We start from the raw sequence: 21,438 nt of genomic DNA, 5'->3' as shown, positions 1-21,438 counted from the left end.
AGGCCGTCGCGGACAGCGGTTGTCCGCGACGGCTGGCAGACTCCGGGGCATGTTGGAGACCTCGGCACGCCTGCTCCGCCTCCTGTCGCTCCTCCAGGCCCATCGCGAATGGTCGGGCGCGGATCTCGCCGACCGGCTCGGGGTGACCGCGCGCACCGTCCGCCGGGACATCGACCGGCTCCGCGAACTCGGCTACCCCGTGCACTCGGCCCCCGGCACGGCGGGCGGCTACCGGCTCGGCGCGGGCGCCCAGTTGCCGCCGCTGCTGCTGGACGACGAGGAGGCCGTGGCGGTCGCCGTCGGGCTGCGGCAGTCGGCGGGCGGCGGCGTCCAGGGGATCGAGGAGACCTCCGTGAGGGCGCTGGCCAAGCTGGAACAGGTGCTCCCCGACCGGCTGCGCCGCCGGGTGAGCGCGCTGACCGCCTTCACGGTCCCGATGGTCGGCCGCGCCGCGGGGCCGGGCGCCGACCCGGCGGTCCTCACCGAGCTGGCGAGCACCTGCCGGGACAGCGAGCGGCTGCGCTTCGAGTACCGCGACCACGGTGGCGGCACCACCCGGCGGACCGTGGAACCGCACCGGCTGGTGTGCGCGCAGCGCCGCTGGTACCTCGTGGCCTGGGACGTGGAGCGGGAGGACTGGCGTACGTTCCGGGCCGACCGCATCACGCCCAGGCCGCCGCACGGGCCGCGCTTCACCCCGCGCCGCCCGCCCGCCGAGGACCTCGCCGCCTACGTCTCCGAGGGCGTGTCCACCCGCGCGTACACCGAGCGGGCCACCGTGCTGCTCAAGGTGTCCGCCGAGGTGGCGGCGGAGGGCGTCTCACCGACCGCCGGGGTGCTGGAGCCGGTCGACGAGCGCAGCTGCCTGCTGCACACCGGCGCGCACAGCCTGGACGTGATGGTGATCCACATCGTGCTGCTGGGCTACGACTTCGAGGTGCGGGAGCCCGCCGAGTTGACCGAGCACGTCCGGCGGATCAGGGACCGCCTGGATCGGGCCCTGGGCTGACCCGGCCCCGCGGGGGCGGCTCCAACTCCTCCCGGTCCAGCGCCGCCACGTCCGGGTGGTGCAGGTCGAAGGCGGGGGACTCGGAGCGGATCCGGGGCAGGGAGCGGAAGTTGTGCCGGGGCGGGGGACAGGACGTCGCCCACTCCAGCGACCGGCCGAAGCCCCACGGGTCGTCGACGTCGACCTTCCGGCCGTACTTGGCGGTCTTCCAGACGTTGTAGAGGAACGGCAGCGTCGAGATGCCCAGCAGGAACGAGCCGATGGTGGACAGCGAGTTGAGCAGGGTGAAGCCGTCGGCCGCCAGGTAGTCGGCGTAGCGGCGCGGCATGCCCTCGACGCCCAGCCAGTGGTGCACCAGGAAGGTGGCCTGGAAGCCGGTGAACAGCGACCAGAAGTGGATCCGCGCCAGCCGCTCTTCGAGCATCTTGCCGGTGAACTTCGGCCACCAGAAGTAGAAGCCCGCGAACATCGCGAACACCACCGTGCCGAAGACCGTGTAGTGGAAGTGGCCCACCACGAAGTAGGTGTCCGTGACCTGGAAGTCCATCGGCGGCGAGGCCAGGACGACGCCGGTCAGCCCGCCGAACAGGAAGGTCACCAGGAAGCCGACGCACCACAGCATCGGCGCCTCGAAGGACAGCGAGCCGCCGATCATCGTGCCGATCCAGTTGAAGAACTTCACTCCCGTGGGCACCGCGATGAGGAAGGACAGCAGCGAGAAGAAGGGCAGCAGCACTCCTTGGGTGGCGAACATGTGGTGCGCCCAGACCGTCATCGACAGACCGGTGATCGCCATGGTCGCGCCGATCAGCGGCAGGTAGCCGAAGATCGGCTTCCGGGAGAAGACCGGGATGACCTCCGTGATGATGCCGAAGAACGGCAGCGCGATGATGTACACCTCGGGGTGGCCGAAGAACCAGAACAGGTGCTGCCACAGCAGCACCCCGCCGTTCGGCGCCTCGAAGACCACCGCCCCGAACCGCCGGTCCGCCTCCAGGCACAGCAGCGCCGCCGCCAGCACCGGGAAGGCCATCAGGACCATGACGGTGGTGAACAGGACGTTCCAGGTGAAGATCGGCATCCGGAACATGGTCATGCCGGGCGCGCGCATCCCGATGATGGTCGCCAGGAAGTTGACCGAGCCCAGGATCGTGCCGAAGCCGGACAGCGCCAGCCCCATGATCCACAGATCGACGCCGATGCTGTTCGAGCGGACCTTGCTGTTGAGGGGGCGTACGCGGTCCAGCCGAAGTCCGCGGCCCCCTCCGGCACCAGCAGGCCGCCCACCACCATGAGGCCGCCGAAGAGGAACAGCCAGTACGAGAGCATGTTCAGCCGCGGGAAGGCGACGTCCGGCGAGCCGATCTGCAGCGGCACGATCTCGTTGGCGAACCCCGCGAAGAGCGGTGTCGCGAAGAGCAGCAGCATGATCGTCCCGTGCAGCGTGAACGCCTGGTTGAACTCGTGCTGGGAGACGATCTGCAGGCCGGGGCGGGCGAGCTCCGCCCGCATCACCATCGCCAGCACCCCGCCGACCAGGAAGAACCCGAAGGCGGTGATCAGATACAGATGCCCGATCTTCTTGTGGTCGGTGGTCGTCAGCCAGTCGATGACCACCTTGCCGCGCCGTGGCTGTCGCACCTGGTCGGCGGCCGCCTGCGCGGTGTCCGTACCCATCGGGCTCCCTCGGCGTCAGCTGGCGGCTTGGGTGAGATCAGACATGATGCGCGGTGTATCGCCCGCTTTGCGAGGAGCCTCACTCTCCCGTGGCAATAACGGTCCGAGTGGCTCAAGGTGGCACGTTCCGTACGCATCGCCCACCGTTTTTCGTGCGGTCGCGGAATTCCCCGTGGACACGTTGATACGGAGATCGGAAGATGGCGAATTCGGCGGCCTGCGGGGGTAATCGCGGAACGGAAGTCCGGCCTTCTCCGCGCGGCCGAAAACCCACTTACGGGTGACCCGGCGAGCGCTGAACCGGGCGGAATTTTCTGTGACACAAGTGTGACCAGTGGTGGGCCTGGAGCGCATGGGACCGTGCTCCACCCCGCGCTCGGCCCGTGCTCCGCCGGCTCTCGGCCCGCGCTCCGGCCGGCGGTCCGCCACGCCCCGGCCCGCGCTTCCGTCGTGCCGCGCGGCGGCCTACGGTGGCTGACATGGCACCGATACCCACGCCCGCACCCGAGCCCGACGACGCTCCCGACGGCTACGTCGGCCTGGACGCCGGCACCGCCGAGCGGCAGGCACGCGACCGCGGCTGGAGCACCGTCCGGACGCTGCCGCCCGGCGCGATCATCACCATGGAGTACGTCCGGGGCAGGCTCAACTTCGAGGTCGGCGACGGCGTCGTACGGCGCTGCTGGAAGGGCTGAACCGCATATGGCCGGGCCCCGGAGCTCCTGTGGAGGTCCGGGGCCCGGCCATATGCGAAGCATGCCTGCCGGCGGTGCGTACGTACGGCGTCAGCCGCCTGCGGCGCGGCTGCGGCCCGTGGCGGGCCCGACCGGGGTCGCGGCGCGCGGCGTACGGTCCGCGTGCGGAGGCCGACGGCTGCCGGTCGGCGTGACGGGGGTCCGCTCCGAACGGGCCGTGTGCGGGCGGGCCGGATGGTGCGGCCAGCCGTCCGGGACGCGTGCGCCGAGGGCCCCGACGGCCACCGTCTCGCGGGCCGGTACGACGTCGTCCCCGGCGCTGCGCGGCGTGGCCACGGTGCCCGCGACCTGCGGTGCGACGGGCGCGGGGAGGACCACCGGGGCGGTGGATCCGATGCGCCGCAGCCGGTGCCACAGCGTGCGCAGTATCCACTCGGCCCGGGCCATCGAGGGCTCCAGCCAGGGCAGGGCGAGCAGGACCAGCAGACCGGCGGCCCAGCCGAGCAGGACGTCGCTGACCCAGTGGGTACCGAGGTAGACCGTCGTCATCCCCACGCCCAGGGCGAGCATCGCCGAGATGACGGAGGCGATTCTGCGGGCCTGCGGTGTGGTGGCCAGATAGGCCAGGACCCCCCAGGTGACCACGGCGTTCGCCGTGTGACCCGAGGGAAATATATCGCCGTCGCCCCACATCTCGTTCGAGCCGACGGTCGTCGCGTAGTGCGGGCCGAGACGGCCCATGCCGAGCTTCGCCGCGCCGACGGTGGCGTTCAGCAGGAGCAGCGACGTGCCCAGCACCAGCAGGGGGCGCAGGGTGCGCTGCCGCCAGCAGCACCAGCCCAGCCAGGCGGTGACGGCCACCGCCGTCGGGCCGCGCTGCCCCATGACGACGAAGTAGTCCAGGAAGGTGTGGAACTCCGGCCACTGCTTGTACGGCCGGAAGAGCATGACCTGCCAGTCGAGCTTCACCAGCCACGAGGTGGTGAGCACGCCGATCACGGTCGCCGCGTAGACAGCGAGCGTCGACCCGAGGAGCCAGCGGCGGGTCCGGGTCATGCGCGGCCGCACGGGATCGGTGGGGCGTCCCTCCGTGCGGGGGAGCTTGTCATCGGTACGCACTCAATCGACGTTACATTGCGTGACAGGTGACTTCCGCACGATCAGGTCGCTTTGTGATGACGATGTGATGTGGAGTGCGTCTCGTCCAAGGATTTGGAATCAGCCATTCCGCGAAATCCGCAAAGCTCTACACGATTCACTGGACCCGTCATCGAAGGCGTCTCCTATCCCTTCTTATGCTTTTCGTGTGACGCGGTTTATCGGCCATTAGCCGTACCGTTCCACGGTGTTTCCCCGCCCGTCGCCGACTTGATCGCTTCCGGACAGGCCGCCGGATCCACGGTTCACGGCGGGCCGGAGCCGTGCAGCCAGAACGCCCCGTACACCGCCGACGCCAGCCCCACCGAGCCGAGGGCCAGCGCCGTCCTGGCCGGGTGCAGCCGGGCGAGGGCGACCGCGAGCGGCAGCAGGAGGGGGAAGGCCGGCATCAGCAGCCGCGGCTTGGAGCCGAAGTACCCCTTCGCGGTGAGCGCGAGCAGCAGCACCACGCCGCCGTAGACGAGCAGCGGTACCGGCTGCCGCTGCCGTATGCACAGCGCGTACAGCCACAGCAGCAGCCCCACGCCGAGCAGCAGGCCGACCCCGGCCGCGATCGCGCCGCCGGTCAGCCGCTCTCCGACGAACGCGGCGAACGCCAGCCCGCCGTCGAAGCCGTTCCCCCAGCCGCCCTGCACATCGAGATAGCCGGTGAGGCTGCCGGTCCGGTCGCCCACCCATGCGAAGTAGGCCAGCCAGCCCAGCGGTGCGAGCGCGACCGCGGCCGCCATCCGCCGCTCCTCGCGCCAGGCATCCCGCCACCGCCCGTCCCGCCACCGCCGGTCCCGCGCCAGCTCGGCCGCGGCGGTGAGCCACACGGCCGCCACCACCGCCGCGCCCACCGGGCGGGTGAGCCCGGCCAGCGCGGCGAGCACCCCCGCGGTGAGCCACCGCCGCGCCAGCAGCGCGTACACCCCCCACGCCGCCAGGGCGGTGAAGAGCGACTCGGAGTACGCCATCGACTGGACGATGCCGACGGGCAGCACCGCCCACAGCACGACCAGGACCACGCCCGCCCGCCGCCCCGCCACGCGCTCGCCGACCGCGAAGACGCCCCAGGCCGCGCCCAGCGAGGCGACCGCGCTCACCGCCAGCCCGGCGTCCGCCGCGGACAGCGGGGAGACGGCCGATATCAGCCGCTCCAGCCAGGGCAGCAGCGGGAAGAACGCCAGATCGGAGTGGACCGAGCCGTCGGGCAGCCGGAGCGTGTAGCCGTAGCCGTCCTCCGCGATCCGCGCGTACCACAGGGAGTCCCAGCGGGCCGAGAGCAACTGGTGCGGACTCCGGTCCGCCACCGCGCCCCAGACCGCCAGAACCGCGATGCCCAGCAGCCGCGTCCCCGTATACGCCAGCAGGGCGGGAGCGGCCCGGTGCAGCGCGGTACGCACCGCGTCGCCGCCGGGGCTCCGCACGGTGGCGGGCGGGTGGGCCAGATCGGTCATGATCTTGATTATCCGGCATGGCCGCGTGCGCCCCGCCCACCTGTGGATAACCGCGGAGCACCGGAGAAGGTCATGGCCGGGCGGTCGGAGGACGTGGTTCGAGGGACAAAAGGGAACGCCAGTGCGAACGCGCCGGTCAGCCGGGCTGCGACGTCGGTCTCAAGATGACCTGCGGCACACGACCCGCACCCGGACTCGCGTACTCTGACGTCTCACTCGCCTATGCCACCGGGCCGCCGGGACCGACGCTTCGACGTTCGCGCCTGGCCCGGACTCGGCGCGAGGGCAAGACAGGGAGGTGTGTACATGTCCGGGACGACCACGGCCGGCACTCGGCGGGCGGCGGGCGTTCCCCGGCATCGGCGCGGCGCGGGCGCGCTCGGCGGAGGCAACCGCTGGGTGGTGCTCGTCGTCCTGTGCGTCAGCCTCCTGCTGGTGGCCGTCGACGGCACCGCGCTCCACGTCGCCGTCCCCGCCGTCAGCGAGGACCTGCGGCCCGGCGCGATCGAACTGCTGTGGATCATCGACGCCTACCCGCTGGTCTGCGCCTCGCTGCTGATCCTCTTCGGCACCCTCGGCGACCGGGTCGGACGACGGCGCATCCTGCTGCTCGGCTACGGCCTCTTCGGCGTCGCCTCGGCACTTGCCGCGTTCGCGACCACCCCCCAGATCCTCATCGTCGCCCGCGCCCTGCTCGGCGTCGGCGGGGCGATGATCATGCCCGCCACGCTGTCGATCCTGCGACAGGTCTTCCCCGACCGCCGCGAGCGCGCGCTCGCCATCGGCGTCTGGAGCGCGGTCGCCGGTATCGGCGCCGCGGTCGGCCCGCTGCTCGGCGGCTTCCTGCTGGAGCACTTCTGGTGGGGCTCGGTCTTCCTGATCAACATCCCGCTGATGGTGGTCGCCCTCCCCGTGGGCCGCTGGCTGCTGCCGGAGTCCGCCGGTGACCGGGACGGTCCGTGGGACGTGGTCGGCGCGCTGGTGGCCGCGTTCGGACTGGCCGGCGTGGTCCTCGGCGTGAAGCGGATGGGCAGCGGGGAAGAGCTGACGGAGCCCGCCACCCTCGGCCCGCTGCTGCTCGGCGCCGTCCTGCTGGCCCTCTTCGTACGCCGCCAGCGCCGCCGCGCCCACCCTCTGGTGGACCTCCATCTCTTCGCCCGCCCCGCCTTCGGGATATCCGTCGGCTGCATCGTGCTGGCGCTGCTCGCCCTCGTGGGCCTGGAGCTCGTCGCGGCCCAGTACCTCCAGCTCGTCCTCGGACTCACTCCGCTGGAGACCGGCCTGCGGCTGCTGCCGCTCACCTTCGCCGCCATGGCCGCCGGTCTCGTCGGGTCCCGGATGCTCGACCGGCTCGGACCGCGCGCCATGGTCGCCCTCGGCTTCGCCCTCACCGCGGCGGCCGTGCTCAGCCTCACCCTCATGGGGCAGTCCGACCGGCCCGCGCTCCTCATCGGCGGTTTCGTCGCCCTCGGCTTCGGCCTGGAGACGACCCTCTTCGGGGCATACGAATCCATGCTCAGCGAGGCCCCGGCCCAGTCCGCGGGCGGTGCCGCGGCCATCGGCGAGACCTCGTACCAGCTCGGCGCGGGCATGGGGATAGCCCTCCTCGGCAGCGTCATGAACGCCGCGTACGCGCCCGGCGTCACCTCCGTGGACGGCGTCCCACGCCACGACTCCATCGCCGCCCGCCAGTCGCTGGCCGAGGCGTACGAAGTCTCCGACAAGCTCGGCGGACCGGCCGGAAGCGCCCTGCGGGTGGCAGCCCGGGAGGCGTTCGTCCACGGTCTGCACGTCACCCTCGCGGTCAGCGCGCTGCTGCTGGTCCTGGGCGCTGTCGCGGCGCTCCGGCTGCCTCGGACGATGGAGTGCGGTGCGGACTCCGGCGAGAAGGACACCGCGGTGCCCGCCTCCGGCACAGAGCCCGGCAGGGAATCCGGCACCGCATCCGGCAGGGAGGACGTCCTGCCCGGCGCGGAGGACGCGCCCACGGCCGCCCGCGCCCCGGTGACCGTGGAGCCCTCGGGCTGAGCGCCCCGTCGGGGTGAGCCAGGGCGCCTCGGCGGCGCCCCCGCAGGCTGAGGCGGGCGGGTCTGGACGGCACGGGTTACCCAGTCGTAACGTCAGGCGAGCCGTGAAGATCCCCAGCCGGAGGCGAATCCATGTCCACGCGTAGCCTGCCGCCGTTCGACCCGACCGACCCGCTGGGCATCGACGACCTCCTCGATCCCGAGGAACTCGCGGTTCGGGACACCGTCCGCCGCTGGGCCGCCGACCGCGTCCTGCCGCACATCGCCGACTGGTACGAGCGCGGTGAGCTGCCCGGCATCCGCGAGCTGGCCCGCGAGCTCGGTTCGATCGGCGCGCTCGGCATGTCCCTGGAGGGGTACGGCTGCGCGGGCGCGAGCGCCGTCCAGTACGGCCTGGCCTGCCTGGAGTTGGAGGCGGCCGACTCGGGGATCCGGTCGCTGGTCTCCGTCCAGGGTTCGCTCGCGATGTACGCCATCCACGCCTACGGGTCCGAGGAGCAGAAGCGCCAGTGGCTGCCGCGCATGGCCTCCGGCGAGGTCATCGGCTGCTTCGGCCTGACCGAGCCGGACCACGGCTCGGACCCCGCGGGCATGCGCACGTACGCCAAGCGCGACGGCGCCGACTGGGTGCTGACCGGCCGCAAGATGTGGATCACCAACGGCTCGGTGGCCGGGGTCGCGGTGGTCTGGGCCCGTACCGACGAGGGCATCCGCGGCTTCGCGGTGCCCACGGACGCCCCCGGCTTCTCGGCCCCCGAGATCCGGCACAAGTGGTCGCTGCGCGCGTCCGTCACCAGCGAGCTGGTCCTGGACGAGGTGCGGCTGCCGGGCGACGCCGTCCTGCCGGGAGTCACCGGACTGCGCGGGCCGCTGAGCTGCCTCAGCCACGCGCGCTACGGCATCGTGTGGGGTGCGATGGGCGCTGCCCGGTCCTCGTTCGAAAGCGCCCTGGAGTACGCCAGGAGCCGGGAGCAGTTCGGCAGGCCCATCGGCGGATTCCAGCTCACCCAGGGCAAGCTGGCCGACATGGCGGTCGAACTGCACAAGGGGATCCTGCTCGCCCACCACCTCGGGCGGCGGATGGACGCGGGGAAGCTCCGCCCGGAGCAGGTCAGCTTCGGCAAGCTCAACAACGTGCGGGAGGCGATCGAGATCTGCCGCACGGCGCGGACGATCCTGGGCGCCAACGGGATCTCGCTGGAGTACCCCGTGATGCGGCACGCGACCAATCTGGAATCGGTGCTCACCTACGAGGGCACGGTGGAGATGCACCAACTGGTGCTGGGCAAGGCGCTCACCGGCCTCGACGCGTTCCGGTGAACCGGTTCCGCGCGCGGATTTCGGTGAGCCGCCCCGCCCCGCTGCTCAGCTCTGATTGAAGAAGCCGCCGGACGCACGGCCGGCGTCGCCGCTCACGATCTGGTAGTCCGCGGGCGTCAGCAGGAAGACGCGGGTGGCGACGCGCTCGATCGAGCCGCGCAGCCCGAACGTCAGACCCGCCGCGAAGTCCACGACGCGCTTGGCGTCCCCGGGCTCCATGCTCGTGAGGTTCACGATCACCGGAACGCCGTCCCGGAACAGCTCGCCGATGGTGCGGGCGTCCCGGAAGCCGTCCGGGGTCACCGTCGCGATACGGGTGCCCTGGTCCTGCGCGGCCTCGTCGGCCACCCGCACCCGAGGGTCGGTCACCCAGGCGTCGCTGGGCTCGGGCCCCTCGGCGTAGTCGTCGTCGTAGTAGCGCTCGTCATCGCTGTCGTCGACGAGGCCAAGCCAAGCACTCGCCTTGCGCACCGATCCCATGGACGCCTCCTCTCACCAACGGTGTGTATTGTCTCCTCCCCTCTATCGTCCTCCATGACGTGGATGATGTGCCAAGTGGTTAGCCGTCGTACAGGGGATTCGTGACGGTACTGGTGCAGAACGGCTGCCGGTCGCTCAGAGTTCCTGCTGCGTAGGGGGCCTGAGGCGGCAATGAGTAAACTCCGCCGAGCCGGACGGGTGACGTCGGGGACGTCTGGGTGATGGGGGGAGTATGTTCGGAATAATTCGGCCTTGCCGGCATCGGCTGTCGGAGACGCTGCGCACGGAGTGGATGGCGCATCTGTGCGGGTTGTGCCTCGCGTTGCGCGGTACTCACGGGCAGTTCGCGCGAGTGGCCACCAACTACGACGGCCTGGTCATCTCGGTTCTGACGGAGGCTCAGTCCGAGCGGCCGGGCGCCGCGGGCGGCTGGCGGCGCACGGCCGGGCCGTGCCCGCTGCGCGGAATGCGTACCGCTCCCGTCGCCAAGGGTGAGGGTGCGCGGCTGGCCGCGACCGTCTCGCTGGTGCTGGCATCGGCGAAGGTACGGGACCATGTCGCCGACCGGGACGGGATCCTGGCGCGCCGTCCGATCGCCGCCGCGGCCCGCCGGGTGGCGGCGAAGTGGGATCGGGCCGGTGCCCGGTCCGGTGCGGACGTCGGCTTCGACACCGCCGTGCTGCTCGACGCGGTCGGCCGGCAGGACGCGCTCGAACGGGCCGCGGGGCCCGGCACGCCGCTGCTGGAGATCACCGAGCCGACCGAGACCGCGACGGCCGCGGCCTTCGGCCACACCGCCGTACTGGCCGGCCGTCCCGGCAACATCGCGCCGCTGGAGGAGGCGGGACGGCTCTTCGGGCGGCTCGCGCATCTGCTGGACGCGGTGGAGGACCTGCACGAGGACGCGAGGACCGGGGCGTGGAACCCGATCGCGGCGACCGGCACGGACCTCGCCGAGGTGCGCAGGCTCTGTGAGGACGCCGTGCGTGGGGTGCGATTGGCGCTGCGCGACGCTGAGTTCACCAAGGGTGCGGGCAAGCTGACGCACGTGCTGCTGGTGCACGAACTGCGCTACGCGGTGGACCGGGCCTTCGGCACGACGTGCTCGGGCGCGGCACCGGGCACTCACGGCATGCACAGCACACACGGGGCGCAGGGCACGCACGGCACGCACGGGGCGCAGGGCACGCACGGCTCGTACGGTGCGCACGGCTCGTACGGTCCCGCTCAGCACCCGGGCTGGACGGATCCGCAGGCGCCGCCCGGCAATCCGTACCAGCCGGGCTATCCGTACCAGCCGGGATACCCCGGTGGCCCCGGTGATCCCTACGGTCCGCACGGCCCGGGGCCGGGTGGTCCCGGCGGTCCGGGCGGCCCGCCGCCGGGTCCGCCGGGCCGCAGGCGCGGGCTGATCGCCGGCTGCCTGGTCTGGGCCGGACTCTGCTGCACCTGCCAGATCTGCTGCCGCGACCCGTACCACGATCCGTGGTCCGGGCAGGAGCGCGAGGGCTGGTGCCACAAGTGCGATTGCGGTGACTGTTGCGATTGCTGTGACTGCTGCAACTGCTGTGATGGCTGCGGCGATTGTGATTGCGGCTGCGACTGCGGTTGCTGAACTCCCCGCAGGGGTCGGCTCATTGGAGTGCCAGGGCGAGCTGTCCGTCCGTATACGGACAGCTCGCCCTCTTCCGATGTGAGGTCTTGCGCGGTCCCGTTGAATGCGCGAATACTTCCGGCAGCGCTTGTCAGGAGCACGTCGAAAGCGGAGTCGTCGTGTGTCCCCTGGCTGCGCCTCACGGGCCCTCCGCTCATTCGGGCCCCTCCTGCCCGAAGGCGGGCAAGGAGGGAGGGCCCCCGATTCCCCCTCGGAGGAAGAGTTGAGGATCAAGCGCAACACCCCCCGCGCCGGCGTCGCGAGACGCGCCAAGCTCATCGCCGCCGCATCGGCGGCCGTGGCCGTCGCGGCGATCGCCGTGCCGTCCGCGGCCAACGCGTCGGACGACCCGGCGAAGACGTTCAGCGCGTCCGAGGCCAAGGCCGCGAGCGCCGCGGTACTCGACGCCGATGTCGCCGGTACCGCCTGGTATGTCGACAAGGCCACCAACACCCTTGTCGTCACGGCCGACAGCACCGTGAGCCAGGCCGAGATAGCCAAGATCAAGAAGACGGCCGGCGCGAACGCCGACGCGATCGAGATCAAGCGCACTCCGGGTACGTTCGACAAGCTCATCTCCGGCGGCGACGCCATCTACGCCTCCAGCTGGCGCTGCTCGCTGGGCTTCAACGTCCGCAACAGCAGCGGAGCCAACTACTTCGTGACGGCCGGGCACTGCACCGACGGTGCGGGCACCTGGTACTCCAACTCCGGCCGCACCACGGTCATCGGCCCGACGGCCGGCTCCAGCTTCCCGGTCAACGACTACGGCCTGGTCCGCTACAGCGGCTCCGTCACACCCTCGGGCACCGTCGGCAGCCAGGACATCACGCGCGCGGCCAACCCGACCGTCGGGCAGACGGTGACCCGCCGCGGCAGCACCACCGGAACCCACAGCGGCCGGGTCACCGGCTTGAACGCCACCGTCAACTACGGCGGAGGCGATGTCGTCTACGGCATGATCCAGACCACGGTCTGCGCCGAGCCGGGCGACAGCGGCGGGCCGCTCTACTCCGGGACCACCGCGCTGGGCCTCACCTCCGGCGGCAGCGGCAACTGCAGCTCCGGCGGCACGACCTTCTTCCAGCCGGTCGTCGAGGCTCTGAACGCGTACGGCGTGAGCGTCTACTGATCGCCGCGCCCCACGAGTCGTGACGGAGCCCCCGCCCGGTGCACAGGGCGGGGGCTCAGCGGCGTCCTGGCCCGTTCCCACGGTCCTCCCCGCCCGGTCAGGGTCAGGACTATCGTGGACAAAGCGGACCCCTCCGGGGTCCCGGAAGAGGTACGGACGGGCAGGTGGCCGTGATGGTCGAGGAGCTCGTGACAGCGGGTGCGCTGGCGCTCTCGGGCGCGGCGGTCTACGCCGCGGCGGCCGCGCGCGTGGTCAAGCAGTACGAGCGGGGCATCGTCTTCCGGCTCGGCAAGCTCCGCTCGGCGGTCCGCCAGCCCGGATTCACGATGATCGTCCCGGTCGTCGACCGGCTCCGCAAGGTCAACATGCAGATCGTGACGATGCCCGTGCCCGCCCAGGAGGGCATCACCCGCGACAACGTGACGGTGCGCGTCGACGCCGTCGTCTACTTCAAGGTCGTCGATCCGGCCGACGCGATCGTGCAGGTCGAGGACTACCGCTTCGCCGTCTCGCAGATGGCGCAGACCTCGCTGCGCTCCATCATCGGCAAGAGCGAGCTGGACGATCTGCTGTCCAACCGGGAGAAACTCAACCAGGGCCTGGAGCTGATGATCGACAGCCCGGCGGTGGGCTGGGGGGTGCACGTCGACCGCGTCGAGATCAAGGACGTGTCGCTGCCCGAGACCATGAAGCGGTCGATGGCCCGGCAGGCCGAGGCCGACCGCGAGCGGCGGGCGCGCGTGATCAACGCGGACGCGGAGCTCCAGGCGTCCCACAAGCTCGCGGAGGCGGCGGCGCAGATGGCCGACACCCCCTCGGCGCTGCAACTGCGGCTGCTGCAGACCGTGATGGCCGTCGCCGCCGAGAAGAACTCCACTCTGGTCCTGCCCATCCCGGTGGAGCTGCTGCGCTTCCTGGAGAGGGGGGCCGAGGAGAGGGGCGGCGAGAAGGGCGCCCACCACGGCGAACGGCACACCGAAGTGGAACCGACCGAACGGCACACCGAAGCGGAGCCGACCGAGCAGCACGCCGAAGCGGAGCCGACAGGGCAGCGCACCGAAGTGGAACCGGCCGGGCGGCACGCCGAAGTGGAGCCGGGCGGGTCGTACACCGAAGCGGCGGGCAGTCGGATACCGGAAGCGGAAGGGCGGTAACCGGACAGGCGCAGCCGTCACCGGCTGTTCAACCCACCGTCGCACCCTGTGCCCGCGTCATGACTGACATGCGCGGGCACCGGCATGCCCGGGGCGGTGCCGGGACGTCTTGACTTCCGCTTGAGCGACCAGAACGCGACCTTGTGTGCGCCCGTGCGCCCTCGGAATACTTCAATGAAACAAGTTGGCATGGACGCGACTTCCTGTGGGCAGACGCTCTCGTGCCGGCAGGTCCTCCGGGCCGGGCACCCCACCGCCGGGCCCATCCCCCACTGGAGGTACTGAGTTGAAGCACGGACGCATATCCAAGCGCCGCACCGTCATCGCCGGAGCGGGGGTGGCGGCCCTGGCCGTCGCGACCCTCACCCTGCAGAACGCCAACGCCGCGCCCGCCGCCCACCCGGACGCCCTCTCGGCCGCCGCGGCCGGAAAGCTCTCCGACCGGCTCGCCTCCACCCTCGGCGGCGACACGGCCGGTTCCTACTACGACGCCGAGGCCAGGAAGCTCGTCGTCAACGTCGTGGACGAGGCGGCCGCCGACGCGGTGCGCGACGCGGGCGCCGAGGCCAAGGTCGTCACGCACACGCTGGCTCGGCTCGACGCGGCGCGTGCGACGCTCAAGGCCAAGGCCGCCATCCCGGGGACGGCCTGGGCGATGGACCCCAGGACCAACCAGGTCGTCGTCACGGCGGACAGCACGGTCACGGGCGACCGGCTGGCCAAGCTCGAAAAGGTCGCGGACTCCCTCGGCGACACGGTCCGGGTGCGCCACTCGGCCGGGAAGTTCCAGACCCGGATCGCGGGCGGCGACGCCATCTGGGGCTCCGGCGCGCGCTGCTCGCTGGGGTTCAACGTGGTCAAGGACGGACAGCCGTACTTCCTGACCGCGGGGCACTGCACCGAGGCGGTCCAGAGCTGGTCCGACTCCCAGGGCGGCGAGGAGATCGGCGCCAACGAGGGCAGCAGCTTCCCGGGCGACGACTACGGCCTCGTGAAGTACACCGCGGACATCGAGCACCCGAGCGAGGTGGACCTGTACAACGGCAGCAGCCAGCCCATCACGCAGGCCGGTGAGGCCACGGTCGGCGAGAAGGTGCAGCGCAGCGGCAGCACGACCCAGGTGCACGACGGCGAGGTCACCGCCCTCGACGCGACCGTCAACTACCAGGAGGGCACGGTCGAGGGCCTGATCCAGACCACCGTCTGCGCCGAGCCCGGCGACAGCGGCGGCTCGCTCTTCGACGGTGAGAAGGCGCTGGGTCTGACCTCTGGAGGCAGCGGTGACTGCTCCTCGGGCGGTGAGACCTTCTTCCAGCCGGTGACCGAGCCGCTGGAGGTCTACGGCGCCGAGATCGGCTGACGCGGACGGCCGCCGGGCCGGCGCGAGCCGGCCGCGGGGGCCGGCCGCACGGAGACCCCGGCCGCGCACGACCGGCCCGCGCACGCATCGGCCGTGGGCGGACCGGCCGCGGACTACCGGCCGCGGATCGGGAGGCCCCGGACACCCCACTTGTGTCCGGGGCCTCCCCCTGCGCGGGGTGGCAGGTCTCTCGCGAGCCGGAGCCGACCGGAGCCGACCGGGGGTCGGTCGGAGTCGGCCGGGTCAGAACGAGAACACCACGGACCGCAGCGACTCCATCGTGCAGGCGTTCCCGTAGGTCCTGGAGTAGTCGACCCGGCGGCCGTCCCACACGCCCTGGGCGGTGACGACGATCGGCCGATAGTCCTTCGTGCAGGCCCGGCCGTCCGATTCCGGCGTCGGCAGCTCGGCGAACCGGCCGTCGACGCCGTAGAGTGCGGCACACGCTCCAGAGGCGTCCGGGTGTGTCCCGCCGGCCTTGGGGCGGCAGTTCAGCGTCACCGCGCGCTGCACCGTGGCCGTCTTCGCGTCGTCCCCGCTGCCGATGGTGAGGACCAGTGCCGAGGGTGCGTACAGGCTGCGCGGCTTTGCCGGCTCGGCGTTCGCGGTGCTGCCGGCCGCTACGAGGCAGCTCATCGTCAGGGCGGCGCCGAGACCGATCGCTCCAGCGATCTTCCGCATTCCGAACACTCCCTTGCTCGTGGTTGCAGATACCGGACAGGTGTCCGGGACTCGGAGTCTTGCTCAAGTGCCCCGGAAGCGCACGATTGAACGGCCACTTCCGGTCACTGTCGGCAATTACATGGTGGCTGATTGTGTCAATCCGATGGCTGGTATCTCTGTGTAGATCGGTGACCCACAATGCGTCACACCCGACCTGGCCAGCCGTCCGCTCGTTCGTTGAAATCCGCACACCTGTCGGAGTCCGGCGCCGACGGCCCCGGGCCGGTCGGTGAGGCTCGACCGGAAAGCATCGCTCCTGCGGCGTCAGAGGTGCGGGCTGCCGGGGACGGGCGGCACCAACTGCACGCCGCGCCCGGGGCGGCGGCCGCGCAGCACCGAGGCGACCAGGGTGACGGCCGTGCCCGCGACCGCCCAGGCGGAGAGCACCAGCAGCGGACCGGTCACCCCGTTCCCGCGGAAGTACGCGATCGAGCGGGCCGTCCACGTGCCCGCGCCCGGCGGCAGCGCCGGCCCGATGGCGCGCCAGAAGTCCGGCAGCAGCGGGTAGGGGTACGCGCCGCCCGCGCTCGGGTTGCCGAGCACGACGATCAGCAGGATCGCCAGGCCGATGCCCACCACGCCCGCGATCGCCTGGCACGCGAGGGTCGCCGCCCCGACCGCGAAGACCACCAGCGCGCCCAGCCCCCACAGCGCCCAGGCGCTGCCCGGCAGTGCGTCGAGGATCGGGCCCGCGATCACCGCGCCGCCCAGGCCCGCGAGGGCCGAGTACAGCGCGAGCCCGCCGAGCCGGATCACCGCCCGGCGCGGGGTGGCGGGCCGCGCCCCGGCGCTGATCGCCATCGCCGCGGCGCACAGATAGCCGCCGACGCACCAGCCGACCACCAGGTAGAACGAGGTCAGCCCGCGTGCGTCGCCCTTGCTCACGGGGACGGCGTCGACGGTGCGCACGGTGCGGCCGCGGGCCTTCTCGACCGCGGTGACGGCCTGCTCGACCGCCGCGGAGAGCGAGGCGCCCGCGCCGCTCGCGACGAACAGCCGGTCGGTGGTGCCGGCCGGGTCGGCGACCAGCGCCGCGTCGACCTCCCGGTGCCTGAGCTTCCGGACCGCCGCGGCCTCGCTGCCGACCGCGCGCGCGTCGAACGGCTCGCCCGGCAGCGCGTCGAGCTCGCGCACCAGCCGGTCGGCGGCCGGGCCCGGGGCGACGGCGGCGAGATCGACGCGCTCCGGCCTCGGGTTGTGGAAGGCGCCCACGTACGAGGTGATGAAGGCGAGCTGGAGCAGCAGCACGCCGACCATCAGCAGGGCGGCGCGCGTCGTCACCCCGTCTGCGCCTGCGGCGCGGTAGGAGAGGTGGGTGGCGTTGCTCGTAGGGGTCATACGCCATGGTGTGCGGCCCGAACAGGCCCCCGCAGGCGGCGCGGGCCGTTCAGGTGCGGGCTGAACAGGCGACGGGCGTCACCCGATGCCGTCCCGTCCCCCCGCCCGCGTATCGCACGAACGTTCGAAAAGTGGTCTATGGTGTTGGGGAGGGGATAGAGGCAGGCTGGTCAGGGGGTGAGTGAGGAGCAGGAGGTGCGGATGCCAGGCTTCACGCATCTGCACACCGCGTCCGGGTTCTCCATGCGGTACGGAGCCGCCCACCCGGAGCGGTTGGCGCGGCGCGCCGCCGAACGCGACATGGACGCGCTCGCCCTGACCGATCGCGACAGCCTCGCCGGGGCCGTGCGGTTCGCCAGGGCCGCCGCCGAGGCCGGGATCCGGCCACTGTTCGGCGTGGACCTGGCGGTACGGGAACCGCGGCGGACCGGCGGCCCGGACGGCGGCTCCCGGCGGCGCACCCCCGTGCGCGGCGGGGCGTTCATCGACGAGTCCACCCCCCGTGCGGTCTTCCTCGCCCGCGACGGCGCGCCCGCCTGGGCGGCGCTGTGCGGACTGGTCTCCGCCGCCCACGCGTACCTGGACACCGGGTCCCACACGCGGCCTGCCGACCCCTCGCGCTGGTCCGCCGACGCGCACCGGGCCGGCCCCGCCCCCGCCCACCACGACGAGCGCCCCCTGCTGCGCTGGGAGGACCTCGAAAGCGCGGCGTCCGGCGCGCTCGCCCCGCTGACCGTGCTGCTCGGCCCGGACTCCGACGTGGGCCGGGCCCTCGCCGCCGGGCGTCCGGACCGGGCCGAGCGGCTGCTGGCGCCCTGGCGCGAACTGTTCGGTGACGCGCTGCGGCTGGAGGCCTTCTGGCACGGGCGGACCGGCACCGGCCCCGGTTCGCTGCGGCTGGCCGCCCGTACCGTCGGCTTCGCCGCCGACCAGGGCGTACGGGCCGTCCTCAGCAACGCCGTCCGCTACGCCGACCCCGGCCAGGGCCCGGTCGCCGACGTCCTGGACGCCGCCCGCCGGCTCGTCCCCATCGACTTCCGCACCCCCGGCGCGCTCGACAGCGGCGAGGGCTGGCTCAAGGGCCCCGCCGACATGGCGCGGACCGCCGAGCGCGTCGCCGAGGCGGCCGGATTCCGCCGCGCCGCCGCGCACCGGCTGCTGGAGCAGACCCAGGACACCGCCGCCGCCTGCCGGGTCGACCCCGAGGACGACCTGGGGCTCGGCAGCGTCCACTTCCCCGAACCGCACCTGGTCGGCGCCGGGCACCGGACCGCGATGCGCGTGCTGCGCTCCCGCTGCGCCGCCGCCATGGTGCTGCGCGCTTACGACCGCGACGAGCGGCGCTGGCGGCGGCTGGAGGACGAGCTGCGCACCATCGAACGGCTCGGCTACGCCACGTACTTCCTCACCGTCGCCCAGGTCGTCGACGACACCCGCGCCCTGGGCATCCGGGTCACCGCGCGGGGCTCCGGCGCCGGCTCCATGGTCAACCACCTGCTCGGCATCGCCCACGCCGACCCGGTCGAGCACGGGCTGCTGATGGAGCGCTTCCTGTCGGTGCGGCGGCAGGCGCTGCCCGACATCGACATCGACGTGGAGTCCGCCCGCCGCCTCGACGTCTACCGCGCGATCTTCGACCGCTTCGGCGCGGCGCGCGTCGCGACCGTCGCGATGCCCGAGACCTACCGGGTGCGGCACGCGGTACGGGACGTGGGCGCGGCCCTCGGCATGGATCCGGCCGAGGTGGACCGGCTCGCCAAGTCCTTCCCGCACATCCGGGCCCGGGACGCGCGCGCGGCCATCGCGGAGCTGCCCGAACTGCGGGAGGTACGGGAGGCCACGGCCGCGCAGAAACGTTACGGCGCCCTCTGGGAGCTGGTGGAGGCGCTCGACGCCCTGCCGCGCGGTGTCGCCATGCACCCGTGCGGCGTCCTGCTGTCGGACGCCGGGCTGCTGGCCCGCACGCCCATCGTGCCGACCAGCGGCGAGGGCTTCCCGATGTCGCAGTTCGACAAGGACGACGTCGAGGACCTCGGGCTGCTCAAGCTCGACGTGCTCGGGGTGCGGATGCAGTCCGCGATGGCCCACGCGGCGCGGGAGGTCGAACGCGTCACCGGGCGGCCGCTGGACCTGGACGATCCGGCGCAGGTGCCGCCCGGCGACGAGGCCACGTACCGGCTGATCCGCTCCACCGAGACGCTGGGCTGCTTCCAGATCGAGTCGCCCGGCCAGCGCGATCTGATCGGCCGGCTCCAGCCCGCGACCTTCCACGACCTCGTGGTCGACATCTCGCTGTTCCGGCCGGGACCGGTCGCCGCCGACATGGTGCGGCCCTTCATCGCCGCCCGGCACGGCCGCACCCGGCCCCACTACCCGCACCCGGACCTGGAGGAGGCACTGCGCGAGACCTACGGCGTCGTCGTCTTCCACGAGCAGATCATCGAGATCCTCTCGATCATGACCGGCTGCGGGCGGGACCTCGCGGACGAGGGGCGGCGCGCGCTGTCGGACCCCGCGCGGCAGGGCCGGGTCCGGGCCTGGTTCCACGCGGAGGCGGCGCGGCGCGGCTACAGCCCGGAGGTGCTGGCGCGCACCTGGGAGATCGTCGAGGCGTTCGGCTCCTACGGTTTCTGCAAGGCGCACGCGGTCGCGTTCGCCGTGCCCACGTACCAGTCGGCCTGGCTGAAAGCGCATCATCCGGCGGCCTTCTACGCCGGGTTGCTCACCCATGACCCCGGGATGTACCCCAAGCGGCTGCTGCTGGCGGACGCGCGGCGGCAGGGGGTGCCGATCCTGCCGTTGGACGTGAACCGGTCCGACACGGCCTATCGAATCGAACTGATGTCCGGTAAGGGTGGCGAAGGGGGAGGCGGCAGCGGGCAAGGCGGCGAGGGAGGCAGTGACCGGGGAAGTGTGGGGCTCCGGATGGCGCTGTGCGACGTACGGGGCATCAGTGAGGCGGAAGCGGCGCGGATCGCCGCGGGACGGCCGTACTCCTCGCTCCAGGACCTGTGGCTGCGGGCCCGTCCGGGGCGGCCGGTCGCCGAACGGCTCGCGGAGGTCGGCGCGCTGGACGGCTTCGGCGCGAACCGCCGCGACCTGCTGCTGCACATCGCCGAACTGCACCGCCGGGCCTCCTCGCGCGGCGGCGGGGCTCACGGCGGTCAGCTGCCGCTCACCGAGACCGGCCCGGCCGCGCCCGCCGGGCTCCCGGACCTCGACGCGGCCGAACGCCTCGACGCCGAGCTCGGCGTCCTCGGCATGGACGTCTCACGGCACCTGATGGGGGATCACCGCGCGTTCATGGAGGAGCTGGGCGTGGTCCCGGCGAAGCGGCTGCGGGTGGCCCGGCACGGCGAGACCGTCCTGGTCGCCGGGGCCAAGGCCGCCACCCAGACGCCCCCGATCCGCTCCGGGCGCCGCGTCATCTTCGTCACCCTCGACGACGGCACCGGCCTGGTCGACCTCGCGTTCTTCGACGACAGCCACGCGACGTGCGCGTACACCGTCTTCCACTCCTGGCTGCTGCTCGTACGGGGCGTGGTCCAGCGGCGCGGCCCGCGCAGCCTCAGCGTTGTCGGCTCGGCCGCGTGGAACCTCGCGGAACTGGCCGAACTGCGGCGCACCGGCGGCCTGGAGGCGGTCGCCGCACGGCTGGCGGCGGCGGCTCCCGCAGGGGCGTCCGCGCCGCCGTCCGAAGGCCGGGACGCCGCCCCCGGCGAGGCTCCCGGCGAGGCTCCCGGCGAGGAGGAGGCCCCCGCGGACACGGCGCGGCGCATCCACCTGCCCACCGGCTACGAGATGCACCCTTGGGCCGACCTGCGCCCCGCAGGCGAAGGCGCGGCCACGGGGCGCAAGTTGTGGCACTCCAGCCCGGGGAGCGCGGGACGATGACGCGCCGACCAGCTCACGTACCCCACCCGCCGTCCGACCGGCCGCGGTCCACGGCGGCGGCCGGGTATGCCGCGCGGGGGGACCTGGCGGGCCCGATGGCTCCTGTGGCTCCGGCGGACCCGGTGATCTCGGCGGCCCCGGCGGCGGTCGCGGCGGTCGCGCGCGGTCGGAACGCGTCCGCCGCCTCGGCCGCCGGCGTCACGGCGGGTCCGCCCCCGGCGCCCCCTACGACGGCCGGCGGCCGCGGGCTGCGGGCGGTCGGCGTCACGCCCAAGCCGTCCGGCGCACCACGGAGTACGGGCGACGGCCCGGGGGCGCGGCTGCCGGTACGCGGCCGAACCGCGGTCCGTACGGCCCCGGCAGCGGAGGCCGCCGGGG

The 21,438-nt window shown here is 72.7% G+C and carries 13 protein-coding genes and 2 pseudogenes; 9 read left to right on the top strand and 6 right to left on the bottom strand.

The window, feature by feature from the left end; translation table 11 throughout:
- Positions 1-49: 49 nt before the first annotated feature.
- Positions 50-1,006 (top strand): annotated as a pseudogene (locus tag Q3Y56_RS06465) (helix-turn-helix transcriptional regulator); the annotation flags it as partial.
- On the opposite strand, the pseudogene ctaD reads toward Q3Y56_RS06465, so the two are convergent.
- A pseudogene (gene ctaD / locus Q3Y56_RS06460) lies at positions 978-2,686 on the bottom strand (cytochrome c oxidase subunit I). The pseudogenes Q3Y56_RS06465 and ctaD sit on opposite strands and share 29 nt — an antisense overlap.
- A 479-nt stretch (positions 2,687-3,165) precedes the next feature.
- Between ctaD and Q3Y56_RS06455 the strand changes: the two are divergent.
- Positions 3,166-3,381, top strand: a complete 216-nt coding sequence (locus tag Q3Y56_RS06455) for an I78 family peptidase inhibitor (protein WP_304460996.1) — start codon at positions 3,166-3,168, stop codon at positions 3,379-3,381.
- 90 nt (positions 3,382-3,471) lie between these two features.
- Here Q3Y56_RS06455 and Q3Y56_RS06450 read toward each other — a convergent pair whose 3' ends face one another.
- Both Q3Y56_RS06450 and Q3Y56_RS06445 read right to left on the bottom strand, forming a co-directional pair.
- Positions 3,472-4,500 carry a phosphatase PAP2 family protein gene (locus Q3Y56_RS06450; protein ID WP_304460995.1) on the bottom strand — a complete coding sequence of 343 codons (1,029 nt, stop codon included), beginning with the start codon at positions 4,498-4,500 and terminating at the stop codon, positions 3,472-3,474.
- Between the two features lie 284 nt (positions 4,501-4,784).
- Positions 4,785-5,978: a hypothetical protein gene (locus Q3Y56_RS06445; protein ID WP_304460994.1), complete on the bottom strand. Its 1,194-nt coding sequence runs from the start codon at positions 5,976-5,978 to the stop codon at positions 4,785-4,787.
- A 306-nt stretch (positions 5,979-6,284) separates the two neighbouring features.
- Between Q3Y56_RS06445 and Q3Y56_RS06440 the strand changes: the two genes are divergently transcribed.
- Positions 6,285-8,006: an MFS transporter gene (locus Q3Y56_RS06440; RefSeq protein ID WP_304460993.1), complete on the top strand. Its 1,722-nt coding sequence runs from the start codon at positions 6,285-6,287 to the stop codon at positions 8,004-8,006.
- Positions 8,007-8,137: 131 nt separating this feature from the next.
- Positions 8,138-9,325 carry an acyl-CoA dehydrogenase family protein gene (locus Q3Y56_RS06435; RefSeq protein ID WP_304460992.1) on the top strand — a complete coding sequence of 396 codons (1,188 nt, stop codon included), beginning with the start codon at positions 8,138-8,140 and terminating at the stop codon, positions 9,323-9,325.
- A gap of 45 nt (positions 9,326-9,370) precedes the next feature.
- Here Q3Y56_RS06435 and Q3Y56_RS06430 read toward each other — a convergent pair whose 3' ends face one another.
- Entirely contained in the window at positions 9,371-9,805 is a 435-nt protein-coding gene (locus Q3Y56_RS06430; RefSeq protein ID WP_304460991.1) for a cell division protein SepF, read from the bottom strand.
- Positions 9,806-10,037: 232 nt separating this feature from the next.
- Here Q3Y56_RS06430 and Q3Y56_RS06425 point away from each other — a divergent pair, with 232 nt between their 5' ends.
- The 4 genes from Q3Y56_RS06425 to Q3Y56_RS06410 all read left to right on the top strand — a co-directional run bounded on the left by Q3Y56_RS06425 (position 10,038) and on the right by Q3Y56_RS06410 (position 15,105).
- Positions 10,038-11,420, top strand: coding sequence for a DUF5685 family protein (locus Q3Y56_RS06425; protein ID WP_304460990.1), 1,383 nt, complete (start codon positions 10,038-10,040; stop codon positions 11,418-11,420).
- Between the two features lie 262 nt (positions 11,421-11,682).
- Complete coding sequence (locus Q3Y56_RS06420; protein WP_304460989.1) at positions 11,683-12,591, top strand: S1 family peptidase; 909 nt, start codon at positions 11,683-11,685, stop codon at positions 12,589-12,591.
- Positions 12,592-12,764: 173 nt separating this feature from the next.
- Positions 12,765-13,745 (top strand): slipin family protein, encoded by a 981-nt coding sequence (locus tag Q3Y56_RS06415; protein ID WP_304460988.1) that lies wholly within the window; start codon positions 12,765-12,767, stop codon positions 13,743-13,745.
- A gap of 286 nt (positions 13,746-14,031) precedes the next feature.
- Entirely contained in the window at positions 14,032-15,105 is a 1,074-nt protein-coding gene (locus Q3Y56_RS06410; protein ID WP_304460987.1) for a S1 family peptidase, read from the top strand.
- 243 nt (positions 15,106-15,348) lie between these two features.
- Here the strand turns inward: Q3Y56_RS06410 and Q3Y56_RS06405 are convergent, their stop codons facing one another.
- Entirely contained in the window at positions 15,349-15,786 is a 438-nt protein-coding gene (locus Q3Y56_RS06405; protein ID WP_304460986.1) for a subtilase-type protease inhibitor, read from the bottom strand.
- 306 nt (positions 15,787-16,092) lie between these two features.
- A complete protein-coding gene (locus tag Q3Y56_RS06400; protein WP_304460985.1) occupies positions 16,093-17,166 on the bottom strand; it encodes a DUF3533 domain-containing protein in 1,074 nt (357 codons plus the stop codon).
- A 201-nt stretch (positions 17,167-17,367) separates the two neighbouring features.
- Here Q3Y56_RS06400 and Q3Y56_RS06395 point away from each other — a divergent pair, with 201 nt between their 5' ends.
- Positions 17,368-21,060 (top strand): DNA polymerase III subunit alpha, encoded by a 3,693-nt coding sequence (locus Q3Y56_RS06395; protein ID WP_304460984.1) that lies wholly within the window; start codon positions 17,368-17,370, stop codon positions 21,058-21,060.
- Positions 21,061-21,438: the final 378 nt, after the last annotated feature.

The sequence above is a fragment of the Streptomyces sp. XD-27 genome (assembly GCF_030553055.1).
Lineage (GTDB): Bacteria > Actinomycetota > Actinomycetes > Streptomycetales > Streptomycetaceae > Streptomyces.
Note: the sequence above shows the minus strand (reverse complement) of the source record. Positions and strands in the feature narration are given on the sequence as shown.

Bases quoted from the DNA above. Each gene is read 5' to 3' on its own strand.
- Q3Y56_RS06430 (WP_304460991.1), bottom strand. From the start codon at position 9,805: ATGGGATCGGTGCGCAAGGCGAGTGCTTGGCTTGGCCTCGTCGACGAC.
- Q3Y56_RS06400 (WP_304460985.1), bottom strand. From the start codon at position 17,166: ATGACCCCTACGAGCAACGCCACCCACCTCTCCTACCGCGCCGCAGGC.
- Q3Y56_RS06395 (WP_304460984.1), top strand. From the start codon at position 17,368: ATGCCAGGCTTCACGCATCTGCACACCGCGTCCGGGTTCTCCATGCGG.
- Q3Y56_RS06425 (WP_304460990.1), top strand. From the start codon at position 10,038: ATGTTCGGAATAATTCGGCCTTGCCGGCATCGGCTGTCGGAGACGCTG.
- Q3Y56_RS06405 (WP_304460986.1), bottom strand. From the start codon at position 15,786: ATGCGGAAGATCGCTGGAGCGATCGGTCTCGGCGCCGCCCTGACGATG.
- Q3Y56_RS06440 (WP_304460993.1), top strand. From the start codon at position 6,285: ATGTCCGGGACGACCACGGCCGGCACTCGGCGGGCGGCGGGCGTTCCC.
- Q3Y56_RS06445 (WP_304460994.1), bottom strand. From the start codon at position 5,978: ATGACCGATCTGGCCCACCCGCCCGCCACCGTGCGGAGCCCCGGCGGC.
- Q3Y56_RS06415 (WP_304460988.1), top strand. From the start codon at position 12,765: ATGGTCGAGGAGCTCGTGACAGCGGGTGCGCTGGCGCTCTCGGGCGCG.
- Q3Y56_RS06435 (WP_304460992.1), top strand. From the start codon at position 8,138: ATGTCCACGCGTAGCCTGCCGCCGTTCGACCCGACCGACCCGCTGGGC.
- Q3Y56_RS06455 (WP_304460996.1), top strand. From the start codon at position 3,166: ATGGCACCGATACCCACGCCCGCACCCGAGCCCGACGACGCTCCCGAC.